The organism is Spirosoma litoris (assembly GCF_054776755.1).
Genome location: NZ_BAAHBI010000005.1, coordinates 50672 through 76068, shown reverse-complemented (window position 1 = coordinate 76068; position 25397 = coordinate 50672). Strand labels below are relative to the sequence as shown.

Below are 25397 nucleotides of genomic sequence, written 5' to 3'. Positions count from 1 at the left end.
TAAATTCTAAATTAAGTCCTTCAGCTCCTAATTACTTAATTGACGATGAAATCACTAGTAAAACTCATTACGCTAGTCGTCCTGACCAGTTCTGTCAGCCAATTTCTTTACGCACAGTCTGTGTCCATGACGATTAACAAACGATATCTGAACCTGCCCATAGCGCAAACTCAAAACCGGGGGACAATGAAATTCCTGGTTAATAATAAGCAGGAGCGCTCTTTCAAGATACGACTTGCCGCTGGCGAACCCGACTATTGGGTGTTTTGCGATATGGCGGGGCTTCAGGGAAAAACCATTACTATTCAATACGATGGCAGCCGCGAAGGGCTGACGAAAATCTATCAGGCCGATAAAATTGCGGGTCAGGATTCGTTGTATCGGGAGAAGAACCGGCCTCAGTATCACTTCTCAACCCGCCGGGGATGGATAAACGATCCTAACGGCATGATCTATTATGCTGGTGAGTATCATCTTTTTTATCAACACAATCCCTATGAACGAGAGTGGGAAAACATGTCGTGGGGGCATGCCGTAAGTCGCGATATGATTCACTGGGAAGAATTGCCGACTGCGCTCTCACCTGATAGTTTAGGTACCATGTTTTCGGGTTCGACTGTGATTGATTATGCCAATACTGCCGGCTTTAATCAGGGCGATACACCGGCTATGGTTGCATTCTACACAGTCGATAATCCCGAAAAACAAATTCAGTGTATGGCCTATAGTCTGGACAAAGGCCGCACCTGGACAAAATATGCGAAGAACCCACTGATTGATTCTAAAGAGAAGTGGAACAGCAAAGACACCCGCGATCCTCGCGTATTTTGGTATGCTCCCGGAAAGCATTGGGTGATGGTGTTAAACGAACGGGATGGGCACTCGATCTATACCTCGAAGAACATGAAGGAGTGGCGATACGAAAGTCACGTAACTGGTTTTTGGGAATGCCCTGATTTATTCGAATTGCCAATTGATGGTGATACTAAGAAAACGAAATGGGTGATGCATGGGGCATCTGCTACGTATATGATTGGCTCGTTCGATGGGAAAACGTTCACACCCGAATCGGGCAAACATTATTACGTTACAGGGACTATCTATGCCGCACAGACATTCGCCAATATGCCCCAAAATGATCCCCGACGCATTCAAATTGGCTGGGGGCGTATTGCGCAGCCGGGGATGCCGTTTAATAATATGATGTTACTGCCCACCGAGCTAAAACTTCATACAACCAAAAATGGCTTACGTTTAAGTAGTATACCGGTAAAAGAAACAGAACCGTTGTTCGAGAAGGCGCTGCAAAGCTCGGGACTGAGTGCTGCTGAGGCTAATGAGAAATTAAAATCGGTTAACTCGTTAGATCGCTTTCGGATCAAGACGACGCTGAAACTGTCGCATGCCACGAGTGCGGGATTGTCGTTATTCGGACAGCGGGTGCTGGATTATGACATGAATAGTAACCGGGTAAATGGAGTTTTCTATTCGCCCGAAAATATGACCAGCATGGAGATCATGGCCGATATTTATGTTGATCGCACGTCCATAGAAGTATTTATTGATGGTGGGGCTTATTCGTACTCTCTGGAAAGGAAGCCAGTTTCAGGAAGCAGTGAGGGACTTCATTTCTGGGGTACTGCTATTGACGTGAAAGAGTTGGCGCTATACACCGCTCAATCAATCTGGAAATAAATTGACCTCTGGCGTCTCTGTCAACGACTAATCAATATCCCCCTGACAGTATGGTGACTGTCAGGGGGATATTGATTAGTCGCCTGGAGGAATTCGCAATTGGCCTATTGAGAAAGAATGGATCTGGTTATTTTATGAAATTCGGACTAACAGAAAAATCTCTGCTGGAATGTTCGGCAGAATCCTATTAAATGAATACTTTTAGCAAAAAAGGTAAAGTTTTATAGCGCCGGTTGAAGACGCTCGGTTATCTTGGGGAAATAAAAAAGCCCTCTACAGAAAAGTAAAGGGCTTTTAAAACTAAGTAGCGGGGAGCAGGATCGAACTGCCGACCTTAGGGTTATGAATCCTACGCTCTAACCATCTGAGCTACCCCGCCGTTTGATTCCACAAAAGTAGGGAAAAATCCTCTTTAAACAAAAAATGGCGTTGACTTTCGCAAAAAAAATCGTTTACCTTTGCCAATGACCCCTTTAGTCTAATAAGTTATGGAGAAATTGAAATTTATCACCGAGTACGAACTTCGGGCATCTCCCAAAATGCTGTTCCCGTACATCAGCACGGCATCGGGCCTCTCGCAATGGTTTGCCAGCAAGGTCAATACGATGCCCGAACAGCGATTCGACTTTCAATGGGATAACGAAAGCCATATTGCTCGGCAGGTGTCTATGAGGCAAAATAAAGGGGTGCGCTTTGAGTTTTTAAATACAGACGATAACGAGAGCGATAATAACTACGTTGATTTTCGAGTCGATCAAAGTGAATTAACACAGTCGACGTTTCTACGTGTCACTGACTACTCCAGCACAACCGATGAAGAAGAACTGAAAGACCTTTGGGATGGTTTAATTGATAAACTGAAGGAAATTGTAGGGAGTTAACATTATTTACGAATTACTTTAGACGATTTATGACGTTATATATGTTAGTAAATCGTAATTCGTATTGCTCTGGCATCCCGGCATAGCAGCGAAGAAAGGAGCGTAATCTCGTACATGAAAAAGATTGATAAATTAATACTCGGCTCGTTTTGGGGGCCGTTTTTTTTGACCCTCACTGTCGTCATCTTTATTTTTCTGATGCGGCTGCTGATGTTTTATATTGACGATTTTGTTACCAAAGATCTAGACCTGGCTACCTTTGGTCGATTACTTTTTTACTTTGCCCTCCTAACTATACCAACCGCTCTTCCATTGGCCGTCTTGCTGTCGTCGCTGATGACGTTCGGAAATCTCGGCGAATTTTTTGAATTGACGGCTCTCAAAAGCGCTGGAATTTCTCTCACAAGAGCTATGCAGCCATTGCTGATTGTGGCAGTCGGTATTAGTATATTTTCCTTCTGGTTCAACAATTCGGTCTCACCCTGGGCAAACCTGAAAGGGTATAGCCTGCTCTATGATATCAAAACCGCAAAAGCCACATTGAATCTGAAAGAAGGCATTTTTTATAACGATTTGCCTGGTTATAGTATCAAAGTAGATCACAAGATTAAAGGACCCAAAGACAGTAAAAACGGCGATTTGTTGAAGGGGCTGGTTATTTACAAGCATTCAACGACTGGACTGGAAGCTGGTAATCGCGAAATTATTCTGGCTGATTCAGGGCGAATGTTCATGGATAAGGATCGATCTTACCTTGTTTTCCAGCTTTTCAACGGGAATGATTATCAAGAGTATTCAGATAATAATAGCTTTAGTTTTACCGCAGGCGCACCTAATCAAGGAGCGCAGTTTATGCGGAATGGCTTTAAGGATTATCGGTTGGTAATCAGTATGGAATCATTCGGGATTAAACGGACGGATGAGAACCAGTTTGAGTATCACGAATACATGAAGAATCTGAACGAACTGTCGACGTTGACAGACTCGTTACGGAAAGATTATACGAAGACAAGTCTGAATGTAGCCAGCACTTCGCGCCAATATTACAATTACCAATTTAAAGCAGATGCGGCTCTTCGACAAAAAGTAGTGAAGGATGGAAAATGGGTTGACTCTGTCCTGAAAAAACGAGCTATTGCAATCCCCGATTTAGCGCAGGCGGCCCTGAGTCAGGCACAAAACATTCTATCGTATTCAACATCTAACGTGACGTATCTGACTGAGAAAGAGAAAGGTGTGTGGAAATATCAGTTAGAAACGCATCACAAATTCACTCAGTCGATTTCGATTTTTATCATGTTTCTGATTGGTGCATCGATGGGTGCTATTATCAAGAAAGGAGGCTTTGGGGTGCCTGTACTTATTGCCATCGTCTTCTTTATTTTCTTATACGTATTGACGATCACAGGCGACAAATATGCCAAAGAAGGGCTCCTCTGGGTGCCTGTGGGTGCCTGGATGGCTAATATCGTTCTATTGCCAATTGGGCTTCTATTGATGCAACGTGCCCGGCACGACTCACGCCTGTTTGATAAGGATGTGTATGTAATAGCCTGGGAAAAGTTAAAGCGGAGAGTTGCGGCTTTTAAAGATCGTCGGTCGTCAGTGGTTAGTCATCAGGTTTAAATGGCTGTCAGCTACAGAAACTATTGATATATTCCTAGTGACTATCGACTATTTTTGCTATCTTTGCACCCAAATTCAATTTTTCATTTTATTAGCTGTCTGAAGATGTATCTAACGACCGAAAAAAAACAGGAGATATTCTCTACCTCGGGCCATGCCAAAAGCGCAACGGACACCGGGTCGGCCGAATCCCAGATCGCGCTGTTCACTTACCGGATCAGTCATTTAACTGCTCACCTGAAAGTTCACAAGCACGATTACGGCACCCAACTGGGTCTTTTAAAATTAGTAGGTAAGCGTCGGCGGTTGCTGAACTACCTCCTGAAAAAAGACATCATGCGTTACCGGGCTATTCTGGCCGCGCTAGGATTGCGGAAGTAATCGGCGACTTCACAAAAAAAGGGAATCTACAACTAGTAGATTCCCTCATTTTTGTAGTTTCTATAGGAAAGTGGTGAAAACCTGTTAAAAATTTATTAGTTTACAAAATCCGGAAACGGTTGATAGCCATTGGTATGCCAGGCTGTTAAAGCGGTTTAAAGCTGTAAGAGGACGTATTCAAAATCTGTTGTATGTTTCAAATCACCACGCAATCCGTTGCGCTGCCCGACGGGCGGGAAATTACCATCGAAACCGGAAAAATGGCCCGACAGGCCGATGGGGCGGTGGTTGTACGATTAGGCGACACAATGCTACTGGCAACTGTCGTATCGAGTAAAGATGCCAAAGAAGGAGTTGATTTCCTTCCTTTGTCTGTTGATTATCAAGAAAAATTTGCGGCTGCTGGTCGGATTCCAGGAAGTTTTCAACGACGGGAAGGTCGCCTGGGCGATCACGAAATCCTGATTAGCCGTTTAGTGGACCGCGCTTTGCGGCCTATCTTCCCCGAGAATTACCATGCCGACACGCAGGTAATGATTACCCTGATTTCGGCTGATGCCGAAGTTCAGCCTGATGCCTTAGCGGCTCTGGCTGCTTCATCGGCTCTGGCAGTATCAGATATTCCATTCAATGGGCCAATTTCTGAAGTACGCGTTGCTAAAATCGACGGACAGTATAAGATTAACCCAAAAACGTCTGATCTCGAACGCGCTACGATTGATCTGATTGTGGCTGCTACCGAAAGAGATATTTGTATGGTGGAAGGCGAAATGGACGAATGTTCAGAAGCCGAAGTTGTAGAAGCACTTAAAGTTGCTCATGAAGCGATCAAGGTTCAGTGTGCTGCTCAGAAAGAATTGACGGTAAAAGTAGGAAAGACCGAAAAACGTCAATACAATCATGAAACGCACGATGAAGAGTTGCGCGCAGCTGTTCGAGCAGCTACGTACGATAAGATTTATGCCGCTGTTAGCCAACAGAACCCGAGTAAAAAAGGTCGTTCTGAAGCTGCAAAAGCAATTCGTGACGAATACATTGCTTCGTTTCCAGAAGGTTCAGAAGTGAATGTAGGTTTAATAAAAACCTATTTCCACGATCTGGAATGGGAAGCGTCGCGTCGGTTGGTACTAGATGAGCGTGTTCGTCTGGATGGTCGTAAACTGGATCAAATTCGTCCGATTATGGCCGAAGCGGGTATTCTGCCTGGCCCACACGGGTCAGCTCTGTTTACTCGTGGTGAAACGCAATCATTAACAACAGCAACGCTCGGTACCAAAACGGATGAGCAGATTGTTGACCAAACAATGTACCAGGGATACGCTAAATTCCTGTTGCATTACAATTTCCCCGGTTTTTCTACCGGCGAAGTAAAACCGAACCGGGGTGCTGGTCGTCGTGAAATTGGTCATGGTAATCTGGCTCACCGGTCGCTGAAAAAAGTATTACCACCAGAATCTGAGAATCCATATACCATCCGGGTTGTCTCCGATATTCTGGAGTCAAACGGGTCATCGTCGATGGCAACGGTTTGTGCTGGTACGATGGCGCTAATGGATGCTGGTATTAAAATCAAGGCGCCTGTAGCCGGGATTGCTATGGGCCTTATCTCAGATGGCGATAAGTATGCTGTATTGTCGGATATCCTCGGCGACGAAGATCATCTTGGTGATATGGATTTCAAAGTAACCGGTACCGAAAAGGGTATTGTAGCCTGCCAAATGGACCTGAAAGTTGATGGACTATCGTACGAAGTACTAGCCCAGGCACTGGAGCAGGCACGTTTAGGTCGATTGCATATTCTGGGTGAAATGAAGAAAGGCATTGCCGAAGTGCGTGGTGACTTAAAGCCACACGCTCCTCGTGCCGTCGTTATCAAGATTGACACGAACCAGATTGGTGCCGTTATCGGGCCCGGTGGTAAAGTCGTTCAGGATATCCAGAAAGATTCAGGTGCCGTTGTGAACATCGACGAGCATGATAATGCTGGCTGGGTTAGCATTTTTGCTACCAGCAAAGAGAGTATGGATAAGGCTGTGTCGCGAGTAAAAGGCATTGTTGCTGTACCAGAAGTAGGTGAAACCTACGTAGGTAAAGTGAAAACAATTCAGCCCTTTGGTGCCTTTGTTGAGTTCATGCCAGGTAAAGATGGCTTATTGCATATTTCCGAAATTAAGTGGGAACGTCTAGAAACAATGGATGGTGTTCTGCAGGTAGGAGAGGAAGTAACGGTGAAATTAATTGATGTAGATAAAAAGACAGGAAAGTATCGTTTATCACGCAAAGTTTTGTTACCGAAGCCGGAGAACAAAAATGCATAAGTGATTGTTACTTTTTTGTGTAATGCAACGTCAAAAGTGAGCGTTATATAGTGACTCCACTGGGGACAACGTAATATGAGACAGCTAAAAATATCAAAACAGATTACCAACCGTGAAAGTCAGTCGTTAGACAAGTACTTACAGGAGATTGGTAAAGTGGACCTACTTACGCCTGACGAGGAAGTAACGCTGGCCCAGAAAATTCGGGAAGGTGATCAATTATCGCTGGAACGCTTAACGAAGGCAAACCTACGATTTGTGGTCTCGGTTGCCAAGCAGTATCAAAACCAGGGTCTCTCGCTGGGTGACTTGATCAACGAAGGAAACCTTGGTTTGATTAAGGCTGCTCAACGCTTTGACGAAACCCGTGGATTTAAATTCATCTCGTACGCCGTTTGGTGGATCCGTCAGTCTATTCTGCAGGCTTTGGCCGAACAGTCTCGTATTGTACGTTTGCCATTGAACCGGGTGGGTTCGCTGAATAAAATTTCCAAGACGTTCTCTGATTTAGAGCAGAAGTTCGAACGTGAGCCTTCGCCTGAGGAGTTGGCGGCTGTTCTGGAAATTTCGGCGGCTGAAGTTGTTGATACGCTGAAAATTTCGGGTCGGCACGTATCGATGGATGCACCGTTTGTGCAAGGCGAAGAAAACAGCCTGCTCGACGTGCTCGAAAATGACGGTGAAGATAAGCCTGATTCGGGTCTGATCAACGATTCGCTACGGAAAGAAGTGCAACGGGCGCTTTCGACGCTAACGCAGCGTGAAGCCGATGTAATTACACTCTACTTTGGTCTAAATGGCGAACACGCTATGACGCTCGAAGAAATCGGTGAAAAATTCAACCTAACCCGCGAACGGGTTAGGCAGATAAAAGAAAAAGCCATCCGTCGTCTACGCCATACCTCACGGTCAAAGGCGTTAAAGACGTACTTAGGCTAAACTTCCTGTTTGCTTATGCAAAACGGTTCCTGCGCGAGTGGGGGCCGTTTTTGTGTTTAGAAAGTAGGCATTAGCTTCTAAAAGCAAAAGCAGCTATGGCAATTTTTGCTTGCCATAGCCGTCTTTGCATAAGTATAAAAAAAGGAGTTGCTAAGGCTTTACAGCAGCTGCGCTATCAGCCTTTTGTTTGGCTGTAGCTTTTGCCTGTTTTTTGAAATAGCCACGCAGCAGGAAGTTATTTTGAGCCGCTTTCAGGTCTTCGTTGAGTAAGACCGTGCTCTGGGTTAAATTACGAAGCGTAGTACGAAGATTACTGGCCGTTTCCTGATCGGAGAGTAACACGCCCAATGGACTGTTGGGATTATTCAGCTTTTCCGAGGCTTTTCCCAAATTTTCGGACGTTTGTCGTAGGGTACTAACGCTCTGATCAGCTGCCGTAACTGCCGATTCGAAGCGGCTGGCTGAGCGGCTCAGGCGCCGGAATACCGTTGTATCACTAACCAAGTCGTGGGCCAGTGTTCCTTTGGTGTTTAGCCGGGCGGCAAACTGCGAAACAGAACCGGTTATTTTTACCGTATTATCCGATGCTTTTTCCAGATTAACCATAGCCTTTTTGAAATTTTCGGCCACTAATGAATCGGTAAGCACGGCCCCTACTGTGCCTTTGCCTTTGCGGAGATTACCAACAAGCTCTTTAAAATCGTTGGTTACACGTAGGAGATTATTGTTGTTCTCCTGCAAGGTGGCCATAATTTGGTCCGAGCTTAACGCTTCTGAAGTTCGAATCTGATCGCCATCTTCTACTTCTGGATGGCGGGTTGTGCCACCAGAAATTACGACGATTTTATTGCCAATCAGCCCATCCGAACCAATGGTGGCGCTGGCATCTTTCCGGATATACTGTTTCGAGCTTTCCTCAATGTTCATGTCCACTTCTACCTGCGCATTCTTATAAAAGCTGATTCGTTTGATGGTCCCAATTTTAACCCCGGAAAACCAGACGTTATTACCTGCTTTCAAACCACCCACGTCCTTGAAAAGAGCAATGAGTCGAATACTTTTAGTAAAACGCTTTTGCTGACCACCCAGCACAAATACCCCCGCAACAAAAATTAAAATGCCCAACAGGACAAAAATGCCGACAACAACGGATCGCTTAGTTGATTCTGTACTCATAAATAGTTGTAAGTCTTTAGCCGTCAGCCAATAGTAGATTCTCCATATGACTAACCACTAACGACGTATAGTGTTCAATTCACAAACTTGTAATTATAAAATTGCTGAATACGTTCGTCCGGATCACTAAATACCTCATCGAACGGACCAACTCGCTCAAATTTTCCGTCCAACAACATAGCCACACGGTCGCCGGTGGTTTTCGCACAGGTTAGGTCGTGGGTGATGATGATGGACGTAGCGCCTAAACGTTCGCGCACATCGTTGATCAGATTGTTGATTTCAATACTCGTGATCGGGTCCAGACCAGCCGTTGGCTCATCATACAGCATGATTTCTGGTTTCAAAATTAGCGTTCGGGCAATCCCGATCCGTTTCCGTTGGCCACCTGATAACTCTGACGGCATCTGGTTAATGGTCTGCGATAAGCCCACGTCAGCCAACGCCTTTTCCACAGCCTCATTGATTTCTGCTCGGCTCAAATTCCGAACATTTCGTACCAGTGGAAATTCCAGGTTTTCCCGGATACTCATACTATCGTACAAGGCGCTGCTCTGAAACGAAAACCCGACTTTTTGCCGAAAGGCATCGAGTTCTTTATCGCGAAGCGTTTCAACATCCTGGCCCAGTACGATCACTTTACCCGCATCGGGTTTGAGTAAGCCAACCATAATTTTAATCAGGACAGACTTTCCTGTTCCGGATCGACCCAGTACTGCTACGTTTTCGCCCCGCTTTACTTCTAAATCAATACCCCGTAAGACATGCAAATCGCCAAATGACTTACGAAGGCCATGAATAGAGATGACCGAATCGGGTTGGGTATTCGCTTTTGCCTTACTCATACAGTAACAGATCGTTACACATTTTATTAAATACAAGAATCTGTGTTTTAGCCTTTCTACCGAAACGCAGAAACAATTTGAAGTGAGAGCAATTCTTCGATGAAAACTAGAAACATGGCCGTTACAACCGACGAGTTGGCTGCCTTACCCACGCCTTCGGTGCCTTTCGATGAATGATAGCCTTTATAACAACCAACCATGCCAATTGTAAACCCAAATACAATTGATTTAAGCACGGATGCAAAAATGTCTACGTACGATATAGCACCAAAAACTTCCTGAATGAACGACATAAAACTGGTTTGTTCATTCAGGTTGACATTGATGTAAGCGCCCATTAGCGCCACAAAAATAGTGTACATCGTCAAAATGGGAATCGTAATCGAGGTAGCGAGTACTCGGCTAACGACTAGAAACTTGAATGGATTGGTGCCGGAGACCTCCATTGCATCGATTTGTTCCGTTACGTTCATAGACCCTAGCTCAGCACCAATACTCGACCCTACCTTTCCGGCTGCAATCAGCGCCGTAACGAGTGGGCCTAATGCCCGCACGATGGCAATGGCAATTAGTCTGGGGAGCCAGGAGGTAGCGCCAAATTCAGACAGCGAAGGCCGCGACTGATTGGTGAATACAATACCTGTGATGAAGCCTGTAGTAGAAATCAACAACAGAGATCGGTATCCCACCTCGTAACATTGTTGAACAATCTCTCTGAATTCATAGGGTGGCAAGACGACTTCTCGAAAGAAGCGGCCAACAAAAGCCGAAACATCGGCCAGGTTTACAAAGAATTTATCGAACCCCCGAGATAGTACGGCGCGGCCCGATGACGAATTTGTCGATTTTGGATTATCAGACTGCATTCAAACGCTGGATGGAGAAAGAGCCGACAAGATACGCACCTAGTGGCTGTATCTTACATAACAGATTTAGAAAGCTGTGGTTTTAATTAAAAAAAAAACTTGGCTAAACTTTCCAACGTGTTGAGTTTAGCCAAGTTAGGTTTTCTGCAAATTTTCCTCAAAAAACGACGCTAGGCCGCCTGAAGAGACTCATTATGCCGCCAGAAATGAAAGGCTGTTTGCTGAGCAGGAACTGGTGATAGAAACGACGAATAGTCATTTGGGCGCGACATTACTTCTTTGTAAAGCAGGACCCGATAAAGATAATACCGGGTTTCGCGGGGTAAACTCATTCGATAATAGTCGCGGTGATCATGTCGTTTTAGCTGATTCTTAAGCAACCCCGGTCCAGCATTATACGCAGCTGCCACCAGCGACCATGAACCCAGTTGATTGTATAACGCCCGTAAATACCGACAGGCGGCATCCGTAGCTTTTTGCACATTGAATCGTTCGTCGATCCGTTTACCTACTTTCAGGCCAAGATCACGGGCTGTGCCGGGCATAAGCTGCCAGTAGCCAGCCGCACCTGCTCTTGAAACAGCTTTTGGACGCAGCGCACTCTCGGCCAGGGGAACATATCGGAAATCGTCCGGGATGCCGTATTTCTCAAGAATGGGATTGATAATCGGAAAGAACACATTGGCCCGTTGACGGAGATCGCCAAGGTCGCTGGCATGTGGGCGAAACAAGGTAAAAACGTGTTTCCAGCGGTCAACAACATCAGTTTGATCGAGCGGTAAACATTCACCACAGAAATCGACATCGAGCAGGGGCAAATCAGGTGCTTCACTGGCGAGTGGCCTTAGTAATGACATCGAACTCGACCGATTGTGGCTGGATGCCGTTGCATCTGATTTCGTGACAATGCTGCTTTTAGCAAGATTGAGGAGCGAAGCAGGGCCAACATGGAGAGGAATAAACTTTGCGGCAATAGCGACAGCCGGACGTAAGGCGGCTATCAAGACTGAAAATCCAATACGCTTAAACAAAACACTATTCAGGATGGTACTGTGTTTATAACGACCGTAATTTGATATTAGTGCCTTGATAATCAATGTGATATTTGAATTTTGGTTTCCTGAGAAAGGCTACTTCAATCTATTTGATTTCGAATCGGTTGAGGGTCAATGCTTTCTTTGTAAAAAGCATGTAACGTATAAAGGAGCACCGTTTCGTCAAATTTTTTGTGACAAACTAAGCTTGTCAGACCAATGAAAAATGCTGACCGGCAGATTATTGAGTCGGAAAAGTCAGGAAATCAGCACGAACAAACTTGTGAAAGGGGGATGGGCTCTCTAACTTCGGGAAGTTTTTTAGTACTTATGATTGATATCGGACGAATAAATACCCTTACAGCCTTGCGCGAAACCAGCGTTGGGTTCTTTTTGGGAGACCTGTCGGACAGACGAACGCAGGATTTTAATAATGACATCTTGCTGCCTAATAAATATGTGCCTGATACGCTGGCTGTTGACGACGATATCGACGTGTTCGTTTATACCGACTCGGAAGATCGGCCCATTGCCACCACATTAACCCCGGCTATACAACGTGACGAATTTGCCGCTCTGCAAGTCGTTGCCGTTACCAGTGCTGGTGCTTTTCTGGATTGGGGGTTAGAGAAAGATTTGCTGGTCCCACACCGCGAGCAGGCGCGTCCTATGGAAAAAGGCCAGTGGTACGTCGTGTTTATGTATCTCGACCGGCGCACCAATCGATTAGTGGCATCCAGCAAGGTAGCCCGCTTTCTAGATCCTGATGTAAGCGATCTGCAAGTTGGTGATGAAGTACAGTTGCTTGCCTACGAAACCACCGATTTGGGCGTAAACGTCATTATTAATAATCGCTACAAAGGGTTGGTGTATGCCAACGAGATTTTCAGAACGGTCCGGCCCGGCGACCCACTGATTGGCTATATCAAAACCATTCGCGACGATAGTCTGGTCGATGTGAGCCTGCAAAAAACGGGCTTTGACAATGTTGAACCGAATGCCAGGCGTATTCTAGCCACCCTGAAAGCCGAAAATGGTTTCCTGCCATTGAATGATAACAGCTCGCCAGAGGCTATTTACAAAGCACTGGAAATGAGTAAAAAGACATTTAAAAAGGCAATCGGGACACTCTACCGGGAGCGAAAAATTGTGTTGGAGGAAAGCGGTATCCGATTGGTGTAATTTTTCGAGCAAATGAAACCCACAGTTAGTATAGAATACTGCCCAAAATGCGGCTGGTTATTGCGGTCGGCCTGGATGGCGCAGGAGTTGCTTACGACGTTTACTGACGATATTCACGGGGTTTTATTACACCCTTCCGAATTCAGTGGCCGTTTTTCAATTCGAATCAACGAGCATGTTATTTTTGATCGGAAGGTGGAAGGCCGTTTCCCGGAAATAAAAGAGTTGAAACAGCTTGTTCGGGATGTAGTAAATCCAGAAAAAGACCTGGGGCACTCAGATCGGAAATGATACTCTGATGGCTTACTAATCAACATTAGACTAGAAGCGAATTACTACTTTATTCCTTTAGGCTTCTTTTGAACAAGGGGTGGATTTTCTCCTGTTTTTTTCTATTTTTCGGGAAACAATCCACCAAGTATCTTTCCTTGTTTTCTATACTACACCTGTGATCTTACGAATAAAGTATTTCCTGCAGTTACTAGTCCTGTTTGGCCTTTTGACGCTATCATCAGCTGTCCTGGCTACCCCACGAGTCGATATTGCGCCTGCACCTGCCTGGAGACTGCCTGTAAAGGCAGGCGGGCGCGTCCCACTCCCAAAAGAGTTTACTGAGGGCTATTATGTGGCTTTAGTTGATTTGCAGACACATGTTGAGCTGCAGGCACATTATTCCCATATGATCCGGGAAATAAAAACGACGGAAGGGGTTCAGAATGGGTCGCAGATCAGTGTCTATTTTAATCCAGCGTTTGAGCGTTTGGCTTTCCATAACGTGACGTTGTATCGGGGAGGAAAGCCAATTAATAAATTAAAAGCAGGAGCATTCAAAATTGCTCCTATTGAAGCTGAACGAGATCGATTCATCTACAACGACTCGTATATAGCCACGTTGCTCCTCGACGATGTCCGACCTGGTGACCGAATTGATTATGATTATACCATTAGCGGGACGAACCCTGTATTTGGAGGGCGGTTCGCCAATGATTTTTATTTTAGTTCGGCGGATTTACTCCCTCATCGGCATCAGGTTCTACTGATAAGCCCTGTCAGAAAATTGGCTTTGCGAAGTCTGAATAATCCACCAAAACCGCAAATTTCTTCCCAGAATGGCCTTAAACTATATGAATGGGATGCCTACAATCTAAAGTCACCATTAAAAGAGCCTTATGAGCCCGAATGGAACGATCGAGAAGCACACGTTCAGGTCAGTGAGTATGGAAGCTGGCAGGATGTTGTTAATTGGGCATTGCCGATGTATACAGTGCAGCCTGCGTCAGCGCCATTGCTAACATTAATTTCGGAATGGAAACGCCAGGCGAAAGGCAATGCATTGACATACGCACAATTGGCTACTGCATTTGTCCAGAATGACGTTCGGTACATGGGTATAGAAATTGGTGAGTATTCGCACCGACCTCATAATCCGGCGCAAGTAATTAATCAACGCTATGGTGATTGTAAGGATAAGTCGTTGCTTTTGTGCACGTTGCTTCAGGCAAATCAGACTGATGCATATCCCGCTCTAACCAGCACATATGCTGGCCCACAGATGAATCAGGCATTACCCAGTCCAACCGTGTTTAACCACGCTATTGTCTGGATGCAGGTTTCGGGCGTAACCTATTGGATCGATCCAACGATTGCACATCAGGGCAATGCAGATGGCATGTTCAGGGTGCCATCCTACGGTGCAGCTCTTGTTCTGAAACCAGGTGAAATGGCTCTAAAGCCTGTGATTTCGTCAAAACGTGGCACTATTGACGTCACCGAAACCTTTATCATTCCATCGCCCCGAACACCTGAAGCACTCAGTAAACTTCGTGTAGTGTCTATTTATTCTGCCAACCATGCCGATAATCTGCGGGCACAACTGGCAGCAGCTAGTTTGTCAACGCTTGAGAAATCGTACCTTGATTTCTACCAGGGGAACTACAAACGACATCAGGTTGAATTACTCGATAGTCTGCGGATAGAAGATGACCTCAGGTCTAATACCCTAATGAGTTATGAAGGTTATTCATTATCGAATAGCTGGGAAATGGACAGCACATCGGGCGTGGCGACATTTGGGGTGTTTGGTCGAACGTTTTATGATAATCTTCATCAACTGACAGCTGAAAAACGACATCAACCGCTGGCGCTACCATTTCCCTTTGAAATGGATTATACCATTCAACTGGAACTTCCTGAAGCTTGGAATGCATCAGACGATCAATGGGCTGTAAAACGAGATGGTTATGAATTGTCATTTGATCGGTTTTATGACCCCGCAGATAGTACACTGAGGCTACATTATCATTACAAAACTCTGGCCGAACATCTGCCAGCTGGAGCTGTAGATACCTATCGGGCCGATGTGAAAAAGATTACAGGAGAGTTGGAGTATCAGCTCTCCTACAATGGTAAATTAGTTGGACAGCGGGGGCATGTTCATCCGGGGAGCGTTATATTTTTTCTCCTGACGTTGCTTGGGTTTGCTTATATGGGGTGGCGTTGGTACCAATATTCTCCGTTAGCTACTTCAGATTCAAATACTCCCAGATCAATTGGTGGGTGGCTATTGTTAATGGCATTTAGTGTATTGCTTAGCCCATTTATCCTTGCCTATCAACTCATTACAACGCCAATTTATTGGAGTGCCAGTACATGGGCTACACTGAAAGATGCTGAGACACTAAAAACGGCCTTGTTGCACATAAGTGTTTATCTTGAGGGAGTATTAAATCTGGGCTTGTTGTGTTTCTCCGTGTTGTGTGCTATTCTGTTTGTTCAGAAACGTAGCACCTTCCCACTTTTATATAGCGTATTTCTGGCAAGTCGTATCGTTGTTCTTATAATTGATACGGTGGTATTTGGAGAAGTTTTTGATATCAAAATTGATGAGCACGAATATGGGGAGCTTGGGCGGTCCATGATCATCCTGGCTATTTGGATTCCCTATTTAAACAAGTCGACGAGGGTACGTCAAACCTTTGTTACTCCCTATCTGAATCGTTTGATAGATAATGATTATAAGGAGCTTCATTATACTGGAGCCGAAGCATCAATTGCAAATTCAGACGAAACAGATGCTATAGATCCTAAAACTTCTATGGAGTAATAAATACTGAAAGAAAGCTTTACTAGCGGTAGACTGGTTGTCAGGAATTCTTTTTTGATTGCCCCGACGGAATTTACGAGTTATTGCAAACTGATTAACAAAATGCCATTACGCTCCCGAGACTGGTTTGGCCGCACCGGAAAAGACGGCTTTATTTATCGTGCCTGGATGAAAAACCAGGGTTTCCCACATCACGAATTTGAGGGGAAACCCGTTATTGGTATCTGCAACACCTGGTCGGAATTAACTCCCTGTAATGCTCACTTTCGCGAACTGGCCGAAGCCATCAAGCGAGGTGTTTGGGAAGCGGGTGGATTTCCACTGGAATTTCCAGTGATGTCCTTAGGGGAGTGCCAGATTAAGCCCACAGCGATGCTGTTCCGTAACCTGGCCAGTATGGATGTAGAGGAAAGCATTCGGGGGAATTCAATTGATGGTGTTATCCTGATGTGTGGTTGCGACAAAACGACGCCCTCGCTCGTAATGGGGGCCTGTAGTGTCGATATTCCAACGATGGTCGTGTCGGGTGGGCCGATGTTGGCAGGGCGATTCCAGGGACGGAAAATTGGTACGAGCGACCTCTGGCGCTTTGCCGAAGCCTTCAAAATGGGCGAAATGACCCAGGCTGAATTCGTTGCCGCTGAGGCTAGTATGGCTCGTTCGCAAGGGCATTGTGCCGTAATGGGAACCGCTTCAACCATGGCGGCTATGGTGGAATCACTGGGGTTAGCGTTGCCCGATAATGCAACTATTCCAGCTGCCGATTCGCGCCGGAAAGTGCTGGCACATATGACAGGTGCCCGCATGGTTGAATTGGTGAAAGAAGGCGTCAAGCCATCGCAGATTCTGACCCGGCAAGCGTTCGAAAACGCCATTATGATTAATGCCGCTCTCGGCGGCTCCACCAATTTTATCTTGCACCTGACGGCTATTGCCGGACGGGTTGGCGTCGATTTATCGCTGGACGATTTCGATACGTTATCCGCAAAAATTCCTTTGCTGGCCAATTTGCAGCCATCAGGAGAGCATTTTGTAGAAGATTTATTCTATGCTGGTGGTCTACCCGCCGTTATCCGTGAACTGCGTCAATACCTTAACAACGACGCCATAACGGTGAATGGGCATACGATTGGCGAAAACTGCGCCGAAGCGCAATGCTATGATCCAGCCGTTATTGCTTCGGTTGAGCAACCGTTTAAGCCTGAATCTGGGGTGGCTGTTCTGCGGGGTAATCTCTGTCTGAATGGGGCCGTAATCAAGCCATCCGCAGCATCTCCTGCGCTTATGCAGCATACAGGCCGGGCTGTTGTTTTTGAGGATATCGATGATTATAAAGCGCGTATCGATGACCCTGAACTGGACGTCGACCCTACCTGCGTACTAGTTCTGAAAAATGTTGGTCCCAAAGGCTATCCGGGTATGCCCGAAGTCGGAAATATGCAGTTGCCTGCCAAAATTCTGGCACAGGGAGTGCATGACATGGTCCGGATTTCGGACGGCCGCATGAGTGGTACCGGTTTCGGAACAGTCGTTCTGCACGTATCGCCCGAATCGGCGGTTGGTGGCAACCTCGCTTTAGTGCAAAATGGTGATTTGATTACATTGGATGTACATAACCGAAATCTCCATCTGCACGTTTCGGATGAAGAACTAGCAGCTCGATTGGTTCATTTTAAACCGCTTGACCTCGGCTATAATCGTGGTTATGTGAATATGTACATTCGGCACGTTACTCAGGCTCACCAGGGAGCCGATTTCGATTTCCTGCGAGGTGGCTCCGGAAGCGAAGTAAAGCGGGATTCGCATTGATACGTTGTTCAATGCTCGGTTATCAGATTGATCTATGAAGCTATCAGCACGCCTGTTTGGTTGTTTGTTGTTTTTCGTTGTGGCAAAGGCAACAGGACAGGTTAGTGCCCTGAAAGGAACATGGATAAATCCTGAGATGCAGGCTATGGTCATCAACGATACAAGCAGCAGTTCAAACAATAACTTCTTATCGACAAAAAAACTGTCGAGTTCATTTCAACTTCAGCTTTATGGCGATACACTAAGCTTTCAAAACCGCTATACGTCATCGGCAACCAATTTTAAAAAACTCTATATAGACCGTTATGATTTTAAAATTGTCCGATTTGAACAGCATACGCTCGAATTAAAGCCCGTTTCTAAATTCTCGTCTGACTTCTTTGGAGGTGGCGAATCGATTTTGTTGAAACGACAGGAATACACGGCTGATACCACTATTCGGTTTGAGAAGCTTGTATTTTCTTCGGGCCTTTGTCATGGATCGTGTCCTAAATATGAGTACGAGTTGACCAATAAAAAGGCCTTTCGACTCCATATTATCACGGCTTTCGCGAACCGTAGTTTTATGCGAGACTCGACAGCACAAGGTTGTTTCATTGGGGAAGTCCCGGATAGCTTGTATCGAAAGGTAATCGATGCCTTGCAAACCTGTTACCTGCGTCAATTAATTGTGGAGCCTGCCCTATGTTGTGATGCCCCATTGAAAAAACTATCGATACAGTTCAACGGGCAGAAAAAAACGATTGAAACCATGTTTCCTCCGGTCATTATGACCAAACTTTTTGCCGTTTTAAGCCAGATTTACGACGCAGCTCCTCGAAAACGTACAGACACACCGTTTGATTTGGAACTGAAGAATCATAAATGAGCTAATAACACAGATAAAACTATTGTATCGTTCGGATACGAAGAAAATCCTACAAGTTACAACAGAAGGGAAGCAGTAGTTAGCGGCCTATTAATAAGCTCTATGAATCAAGTATTTAACAATACAACGGCCCTGATCACAGGGGCTGGCATTGGTATTGGATTCGCCATCGCGAAAGCCTTAGTCCGGCAGGGGGCCAATGTACTACTCAATGATTATGATGAGGACGCAGCACAAAAAGCGGTTGAAACGATTCGGGCAGAAAGTACAGTAGGTTCCGGCCAATGTGAAGCCTATCCTGGCGACGCATCGAATGTAATCTTTATTCAACAGATGGTCGAAAAGGCCGTTAATCTGTTTGGATCGGTCGATCTGGCGGTTGCCAACGCAGGCATAACGATCTTCGGGGATATTTTTACGACTACGCCCGAAGCCTTTCAAAAAATTGTCGATCTAAATCTGAGAGGGAGCTTCTTTCTGGCGCAGACTGCCGCTAAGCAAATGCGGGAGCAGGGTAAAGGCGGCAGTGTTTTGTTTATGTCGTCGGTAGTAGGGCATCAGGCGCACCCTGGTTTGCCTGTGTATAGCATGACAAAAGCGGGTTTGGAAATGCTGGCCAAACAACTTGTTATTGATTTTTCACCCTTGGGTATTACGGTCAATGCGGTAGCACCGGGCGCTACCTTGACTGAGCGTACGCTTGATGATCCGACCTACGTACCCATCTGGTCACGTATTACGCCAATGGGTCGTCCAGGAACCGTAGATGATATTACGAATGCCGCTCTTTTTCTGTTGGCACCCGCATCGCGCCACATCACCGGACAAAGTCTGGTTGTCGATGGCGGCTGGACGAGTGTGAGCCCACCACCGGTTTAATTTTGAATGAGTGACGGGGCGGCCCCGTCACTCATTCAAAATTATTTCCGTCCCAGCGTAATCAGAATAACACCGATTAAGGCAATAATAGCGCCCACGAATGACTGGCTTGAGAAGATTTCACCGGCAAACGTTGTGCCCAGCAACATAGCTACAACAGGATTGACGAACGCATATGTTGACAGCAATTGGGGAGATGCGTTACGAGCGAGCCAGGAATAAGAAGAGAACCCAATAATACTCCCGAAAATCACCAGGTAAATCATTGACCCAATTGCTTTGGAGGGAGCGTCGAAAATGCTGAAAAGCGAAACGGGTTCTACCACCAAACTAAAAGGAAGTAAAACAAGTCCGCCAACAATCATCTGAATACCGCTTGATATCGTGGGCGATGGCAGTGAAAGACGGGGCGTTAGGAGTGTGCCAATGGCCCATACAAAGTTTCCAGCAGCGACTAATCCTACTCCAATTAATTTGGCATCAATGCCACCTGTGCCTTGTAATTTATCGGGTTTGACAAGCAGATAAATACCGATTAACCCCACAACCAAACCCGCCAGAGCCAGATTACTAGGCCGCTTCTTTCCGAACGAAACCCAGTTGAGAGTAAGCAAATAAACGGGTAGTAAGCCCCCTAATAAGGCCGCCATACCACTCGGAATGTACTGTAATCCTGTCGATAGACAACCGTTTGAAATAGCGAGTAATAGTATTCCAATGATGCCCGCCGATTTCCATTCGGTTCTAGTAGGGGCGGGGGTACCCGTTAGCCGTGCATAGCCATATAAAAGCGCTCCCGCAACCAGGTAACGCATGGATACCATGTACAAGGGAGGCATCTGTTCGGTCATGAAATGAATGAACAGATAGGTTGATCCCCATAAAATATAGACCGAGATTAAATTCCCCCACAGAACAAAGCGGGTTGGCGAATTGGTAACAGGAGACGAAACGGCTTGCATAGAAATACGTACTTACTACGCTTTCCTAACACCAAAAGATTGGATTTGTCTCCGTTATCAGGCTAATATTTCGCTCTTTCTAAGATAGATTATGAAAAATCTAATCAGAATATTATTTGGTTAATATTTTACTTCTGTGTTGTTGGCTTCTAACTGCTTAATCTGGGAAGCATATGGGCTACTCATGGCTTCTCGGCCCCAGAGTGGATTGCTACTCATATACACATGCTTAAGGTTCTTTAACGACAATAAAACTGTCGGAAAATCCTGGAGATTGTTATTGTTCAATGAAAGTTCTTCCAGTCCAGATAGAGTGCCTAATACGCTTGGCGCAGTAATTAACTCATTGTACCCCAGGTCTAGGACGTGTAAGTGCTGTAGCCGTTGAAATTTCACTGGTAACTGGCTGATGTGGTTATGATGGGCATACAAGACTTGTAGCCGACGCAATTTTGCAAAAGACACAGGTATCTCTTTCAGGTTGTTATAAGCGATGGCTAACTGCTCAAGCCGTTTCATTCGCCCAAGTTGACGCGGTAATTCAGTGAACTTGTTGTAATACAAATCCAGCACTTTTACATGCTTCAGTCGGCCTATGGTTTTGGGAATTTGGGTCAGACCGGCGTTATAGAGATTTAAATCATTCAATCGACGAAGTGAGCGCAACGGGTTGAGATCAAGCTTCACTAAATCGTTGTTGCCAAGCCAAAGGCTTTCCAGTCGGCGGTTCTGCTTCACGTTGGCAGGGACGTCAGTTAAGGAGTTTTTCTGTAGGTTGATGGATTTTACAGTCTTGTTACGGGTAAAGAATACACTGTCTTCTGTTAGTCGATTCGATAGCAGGTTAAGTCGTTGTAACTTAGGAAGTGCTGTTACTTTGGCGGGCAGTGACGTCAAGTAGTTGCCTCCTAAATTAATTTCTTCAACATTGGTGAAGCGATAAATAACGTCCGGGACTTGTTCGAGTTCTAAGCCACCAAATGAAATGGTCTTTACGGTATCGGGGCGTGTTGTCTGGCTTGCCGAGGCCAGATCACCAATAATCCCCGGTCCTTTGGGCGACTTACGGGATAAAGGGCCCGAAATAAATAACCCGCCCCCCAAACGAAACGGCGACCAAACGAGCGATGATGAAACTGGAAGAGCATGTTGGTCAAGGTACTCGGTTAGCAAGGCTATTAGCGTTTGTTCTTTCTCCTTTGGCAGCCGTGTGGTGTTCCTCGAAAATTGCGAATACTGATACAGTAGCCAATCGGCGTGGCCATCAGCCCGAAAAAATACTTCGGTGTTCCAAACGATTGAGCTATCGGGTCGGAAGTTTCTTTTTTTTAGGAAACGTCTGAAGTCACCCCAGTAATCTTCCATGAGTTTCTGGAATACCAGATCACGCAACGTAGTCCGCTCCTTGAACGAAACAGCCAGAGGGTACTCTTTGCTAAGCGTTTTGTAAGTTACCGAGCTATCACTCATAGCCCGAACGTTGACCTGAGCTTTTCCCGATAGCGTTATCAACCCAAATAATACGAGTAACAAATACTTTTTCATAGCAAAACGTAAAATTTAGGTGAATAACGATATTTATAGTTGAATCGCCAAAAAAGAACCGGGATTTATTTGATTTTACTGACCGACTTTGATTTTTATGATTTTGCTTTCTAAAAAAGCCGAAGGCTAAAATCAAGGTCAGTCAGTAAAATCAAATAAATCCCGGTCAGAGTTAATTCTTACCGCCACTCACCGACGAAGCCGGGGTTTTCTCGGCGGCTTTCTTGGCTGCTTTGGCAAAATCACCGGCCCGGATGATTGAGATTTTCGATGGGTCGATGTGCTTTTTCATGGCTGCATTGATCTGTTCGGGAGTCACGCTCTCTAATTTCTTTTCGAAATCAGCATCCCAGTTCATGGTCCGATTCAGGTACAGGTAGTTGTTCAGCGTGCTGGATAAGCCTGCATCCTGTGCCCGCGAAACCATTCGGGATTGCAACAAACCCGAACGAGCCGCTTTAAGTTCGTCGGCCGTAAAACCATCTTTCACAACTTTTTCCATTTCTTCACGGAAGGCCTTTTCCAGCCGTTCAGCGTTTTCTGGGTTGTAGATAGCATAGGTCATGAACATACCTGTCTTGTCGAATGGATTCGCCTGAAGTTGTGAACCAACGCCGTAGCTGATACCTTCTTTCTGACGGATACGAGTTGCTAAACGAGAATTCAGGAAGCCACCACCAAGCATGTAGTTGCCCAGAACCAGAGCTGGATAATCAGGATCATCATCGCGCAGCGGAATATTTACACCTGCCACCATGAACGCATTAGCCTTGTCGGGCGCTTCGATGCTTTGGGGTGTTGGCTTGATATCGTTATAAGTCGAAACCAACCGGCTGAAAGGTTTCTTCGCTTTCCAGGTACCCAATTCATCGGTAATTACTTTCCGAACAGGCGTTTCATCAAAATCACCAACAATCGACATGGTTGCGTTCTGAGCACCATAGAAGTCTTTGTGGAATTGCTTCAGCTCATCGAGTTTCAGCGCCTTTACATCCGCAACATCTTCATCTGGGGTCGAGGTGTACCGGATATCCTCTTTCGGATATGGGGTCATCTGGCGTTGGAACGCAGTAAAGGCAAGGCTCTGTGGTTCTGAACGTTGCGACTCAATCTGTGCCAGTTGTTCCTGCTTCAGTTTTTCGAATTCGTTGGCATCAAAAGCCGGATGCTTGAGCATATCACTCACAATACGAATAACGGCGGGTAGGTTTTCTTTGGTCGTTTTGATCGTGATATTAACCTGATTTCCTCCGCCAAATACGCCAACCTGCGCTTTCAGTTTATCGAACTCTTCTTTGATCTGCTGCCGAGTACGGGTTGTCGTACCTCGGTCGAGCATCGAAGCCGTAAACACCGAAATGGCGCTCTTATTCATCAGGCTTTTTTGATCGCCGTAACGAAGTGTCATACGGGCGTTTACTTCGTTACCACGGGTTGATTTAGGCAACAGGGCCAGTTCAATGCTGTTGGGTTGCTCAATCCGGCGAGTACGGCCATCAATATTAGCAGGTGATGGGTCGAATGCTTCACCACTGGCAATCACAGCACGACCTTTGTAGTTTTTCACTAACGATTCCATGCTTGGCGCTTCAGGCGTTTCAACACGATCGGGAGCGGCTTCGGGAATGAACTCACCTACAGTACGGTTCGATGGTTTGAAATAGTATTTAGCCACCCGTTGTACATCGGCAGGCGTTACTTTTTCAAGGGCATCTCGGTAGAGGAAACCTAAGCGCCAGTCGCCTGTTGCAATGTATTCACTGAGTGTACGACCCAGGCGTTCAACATCTTTAAAGCTAATTTCAACATCTTTCAGGATCTTGGCTTTAGCCCGGTCTACTTCCTCTTTTGTTGGTGCTTTGATTGATACCGAATCGAGTGTGCCGAGTAGGGTTGCTTTGGCATCGGCAAGCGATTTTTCTTTCAGTAACTCAGCCGCGAAATATACATAGCCCGGATCTTTCGTCATGAACGAATAGCCATACTCCTGCGATGCTTTCTTGGTTTCGATCAGCGATTTATACAGTCGGCCACTAGGCTCATCGGTTAGCAGATCGGTTAGTACGTCCATCGCCGGATAATCGGGGTGCGAGCTTGGCATAATGTGATATAAGGCCGAAACTACTTTCGTATCGCCCACACGACGAAGCGTTACGCTGCGCTCTCCATCCTGAATGGGTTCGACACTGTACGTTGGTTGCAACACCCGCGTTGGGCGAGGAATGGCTCCAAAATACTCTTTAACGAGGGAAAGTACTTTCGATTCGTCGATCTTTCCGGCTACGACCAACACTGCATTATCGGGCTGGTAGTATTTTTTGTAAAATTCCTGTAGGTTTTCGATGGGGACTTTTTCGAGGTCGGAGCGGTTCCCGATAGTCGATTTGCCATAGTTGTGCCACAAATAAGCGGATGAGACAACGCGCTCATTCAGTACGTTTTGTGGGGAGTTCTCGCGCATTTCGAATTCATTCCGAACCACCGAAAATTCGGTTTCGAGATCACTTTTCTTGATGAAACTGTTAATCATCCGGTCGGCTTCAAGATCGAGCGCCCATTTCAGGTTTTCGTCCGTAGCAGCAAAAGTTTCAAAATAGTTTGTGCGGTCGAGCCAGGTGGAGCCGTTCGGGCGTGCGCCGTGAGAGGTCAGTTCCTGCGGAATATTGGTGTGTTTGGTCGAGCCTTTAAACACCATGTGTTCCAGCAAGTGAGCCATGCCTGTTTCGCCCAGACCTTCGTGCCGGGAACCAACCAGATACGTAATATTGACAGTAACGGTTGGTTTCGATTGGTCAGGGAACAGCAATACTTTAAGGCCATTCTTCAGATTGTATTCTGTGATGCCCTCAACAGACGCGCCTTTGGTAATACCTTCTGGAATAGTTACGGCTGCTGCCTTGTCCTGTGCCGACGAGAAGGTTAGGCTACCGGCCACCAATGTAGCAGCTAGCGTGCCCATTCGAAACCATCCGGTCGGGGTTAGCCCAGTCGGGATAAGGTTATTTCGCATAAAAAAACAGTTAGTTGGGTACTGAAAAAACTAATCTTGTATAGATAAGAATAAATAAAGTTGCAATCAACAGGTTTTACAGCGACTTGCAAAAAAGTAGGATGAGCGGTTGCTTTAAATGCCACTCACCGAATCCCGAACAGATGCGACTTTAGTGATGCAACTGGGTAAGGTAACTAGGTTGTACAAACGGGCTTGCCTAGCTAGGATTGGCTTACGGGTAATGAACATAATGATGTGATTTATAGGGTGAGTTGAACTAGGTGTATAGTTACAAA

The 25397-nt window shown here is 45.8% G+C and carries 19 protein-coding genes and 1 tRNA gene; 12 read left to right on the top strand and 8 right to left on the bottom strand.

The window, feature by feature from the left end; translation table 11 throughout:
- The first annotated feature begins 45 nt into the window (after positions 1-45).
- Entirely contained in the window at positions 46-1695 is a 1650-nt protein-coding gene (locus ACYVGR_RS03005; RefSeq protein WP_460953798.1) for a DUF4980 domain-containing protein, read from the top strand.
- A gap of 305 nt (positions 1696-2000) precedes the next feature.
- Here the strand turns inward: ACYVGR_RS03005 and ACYVGR_RS03000 are convergent.
- Positions 2001-2074: transfer RNA gene (locus ACYVGR_RS03000), tRNA-Met, on the bottom strand.
- A 109-nt stretch (positions 2075-2183) separates the two neighbouring features.
- On the opposite strand from ACYVGR_RS03000, the gene ACYVGR_RS02995 reads away from it, so the two are divergent.
- The 5 genes from ACYVGR_RS02995 to ACYVGR_RS02975 all read left to right on the top strand — a co-directional run bounded on the left by ACYVGR_RS02995 (position 2184) and on the right by ACYVGR_RS02975 (position 7840).
- Entirely contained in the window at positions 2184-2576 is a 393-nt protein-coding gene (locus tag ACYVGR_RS02995) for an START-like domain-containing protein (protein ID WP_182462511.1), read from the top strand.
- A gap of 114 nt (positions 2577-2690) precedes the next feature.
- Positions 2691-4202: an LptF/LptG family permease gene (locus ACYVGR_RS02990; protein ID WP_460953797.1), complete on the top strand. Its 1512-nt coding sequence runs from the start codon at positions 2691-2693 to the stop codon at positions 4200-4202.
- A 105-nt stretch (positions 4203-4307) separates the two neighbouring features.
- Complete coding sequence (gene rpsO / locus ACYVGR_RS02985; protein WP_182462513.1) at positions 4308-4583, top strand: 30S ribosomal protein S15; 276 nt, start codon at positions 4308-4310, stop codon at positions 4581-4583.
- A gap of 191 nt (positions 4584-4774) precedes the next feature.
- Complete coding sequence (locus tag ACYVGR_RS02980) at positions 4775-6901, top strand: polyribonucleotide nucleotidyltransferase (protein WP_460953796.1); 2127 nt, start codon at positions 4775-4777, stop codon at positions 6899-6901.
- A gap of 75 nt (positions 6902-6976) precedes the next feature.
- Positions 6977-7840: a sigma-70 family RNA polymerase sigma factor gene (locus ACYVGR_RS02975; RefSeq protein WP_009282104.1), complete on the top strand. Its 864-nt coding sequence runs from the start codon at positions 6977-6979 to the stop codon at positions 7838-7840.
- A gap of 150 nt (positions 7841-7990) precedes the next feature.
- On the opposite strand, the gene ACYVGR_RS02970 is transcribed toward ACYVGR_RS02975, so the two are convergent.
- From ACYVGR_RS02970 to ACYVGR_RS02955, 4 genes are all read right to left on the bottom strand, one after another.
- Entirely contained in the window at positions 7991-9016 is a 1026-nt protein-coding gene (locus tag ACYVGR_RS02970) for an MlaD family protein (protein WP_460953795.1), read from the bottom strand.
- Positions 9017-9090: 74 nt separating this feature from the next.
- Positions 9091-9861 carry an ABC transporter ATP-binding protein gene (locus tag ACYVGR_RS02965; RefSeq protein ID WP_460953794.1) on the bottom strand — a complete coding sequence of 257 codons (771 nt, stop codon included), beginning with the start codon at positions 9859-9861 and terminating at the stop codon, positions 9091-9093.
- Positions 9862-9917: 56 nt separating this feature from the next.
- On the bottom strand, positions 9918-10727 hold the full coding sequence (locus ACYVGR_RS02960; protein WP_460953793.1) for an MlaE family ABC transporter permease: 810 nt from the start codon (positions 10725-10727) through the stop codon (positions 9918-9920).
- Between the two features lie 170 nt (positions 10728-10897).
- Entirely contained in the window at positions 10898-11758 is an 861-nt protein-coding gene (locus ACYVGR_RS02955) for a lytic transglycosylase domain-containing protein (RefSeq protein ID WP_460953792.1), read from the bottom strand.
- Between the two features lie 333 nt (positions 11759-12091).
- On the opposite strand from ACYVGR_RS02955, the gene ACYVGR_RS02950 reads away from it, so the two are divergent.
- The 6 genes from ACYVGR_RS02950 (at position 12092) to ACYVGR_RS02925 (ending at position 19602) form a co-directional block, all read left to right on the top strand.
- Positions 12092-12943, top strand: coding sequence for a CvfB family protein (locus tag ACYVGR_RS02950; protein WP_460953918.1), 852 nt, complete (start codon positions 12092-12094; stop codon positions 12941-12943).
- A gap of 12 nt (positions 12944-12955) precedes the next feature.
- Positions 12956-13234, top strand: a complete 279-nt coding sequence (locus ACYVGR_RS02945; RefSeq protein ID WP_460953791.1) for an Rdx family protein — start codon at positions 12956-12958, stop codon at positions 13232-13234.
- A gap of 157 nt (positions 13235-13391) precedes the next feature.
- Positions 13392-16046 (top strand): DUF3857 domain-containing protein, encoded by a 2655-nt coding sequence (locus tag ACYVGR_RS02940; RefSeq protein ID WP_460953790.1) that lies wholly within the window; start codon positions 13392-13394, stop codon positions 16044-16046.
- Positions 16047-16148: 102 nt separating this feature from the next.
- Positions 16149-17855: an IlvD/Edd family dehydratase gene (locus tag ACYVGR_RS02935; protein WP_460953789.1), complete on the top strand. Its 1707-nt coding sequence runs from the start codon at positions 16149-16151 to the stop codon at positions 17853-17855.
- A 34-nt stretch (positions 17856-17889) separates the two neighbouring features.
- A complete protein-coding gene (locus ACYVGR_RS02930; RefSeq protein ID WP_460953788.1) occupies positions 17890-18723 on the top strand; it encodes a hypothetical protein in 834 nt (277 codons plus the stop codon).
- Between the two features lie 102 nt (positions 18724-18825).
- A complete protein-coding gene (locus tag ACYVGR_RS02925; protein WP_460953787.1) occupies positions 18826-19602 on the top strand; it encodes an SDR family NAD(P)-dependent oxidoreductase in 777 nt (258 codons plus the stop codon).
- Between the two features lie 41 nt (positions 19603-19643).
- On the opposite strand, the gene ACYVGR_RS02920 is transcribed toward ACYVGR_RS02925, so the two are convergent.
- The 3 genes from ACYVGR_RS02920 to ACYVGR_RS02910 all read right to left on the bottom strand — a co-directional run bounded on the left by ACYVGR_RS02920 (position 19644) and on the right by ACYVGR_RS02910 (position 25119).
- Positions 19644-20564 (bottom strand): EamA family transporter, encoded by a 921-nt coding sequence (locus ACYVGR_RS02920; RefSeq protein ID WP_460953786.1) that lies wholly within the window; start codon positions 20562-20564, stop codon positions 19644-19646.
- 120 nt (positions 20565-20684) lie between these two features.
- Positions 20685-22109: a leucine-rich repeat domain-containing protein gene (locus ACYVGR_RS02915; protein ID WP_460953785.1), complete on the bottom strand. Its 1425-nt coding sequence runs from the start codon at positions 22107-22109 to the stop codon at positions 20685-20687.
- 172 nt (positions 22110-22281) lie between these two features.
- The gene (locus ACYVGR_RS02910) at positions 22282-25119 is read right to left on the bottom strand and encodes a M16 family metallopeptidase (RefSeq protein ID WP_460953784.1); all 2838 of its coding nucleotides are present in this window, start codon (positions 25117-25119) and stop codon (positions 22282-22284) included.
- Positions 25120-25397 lie beyond the last annotated feature (278 nt).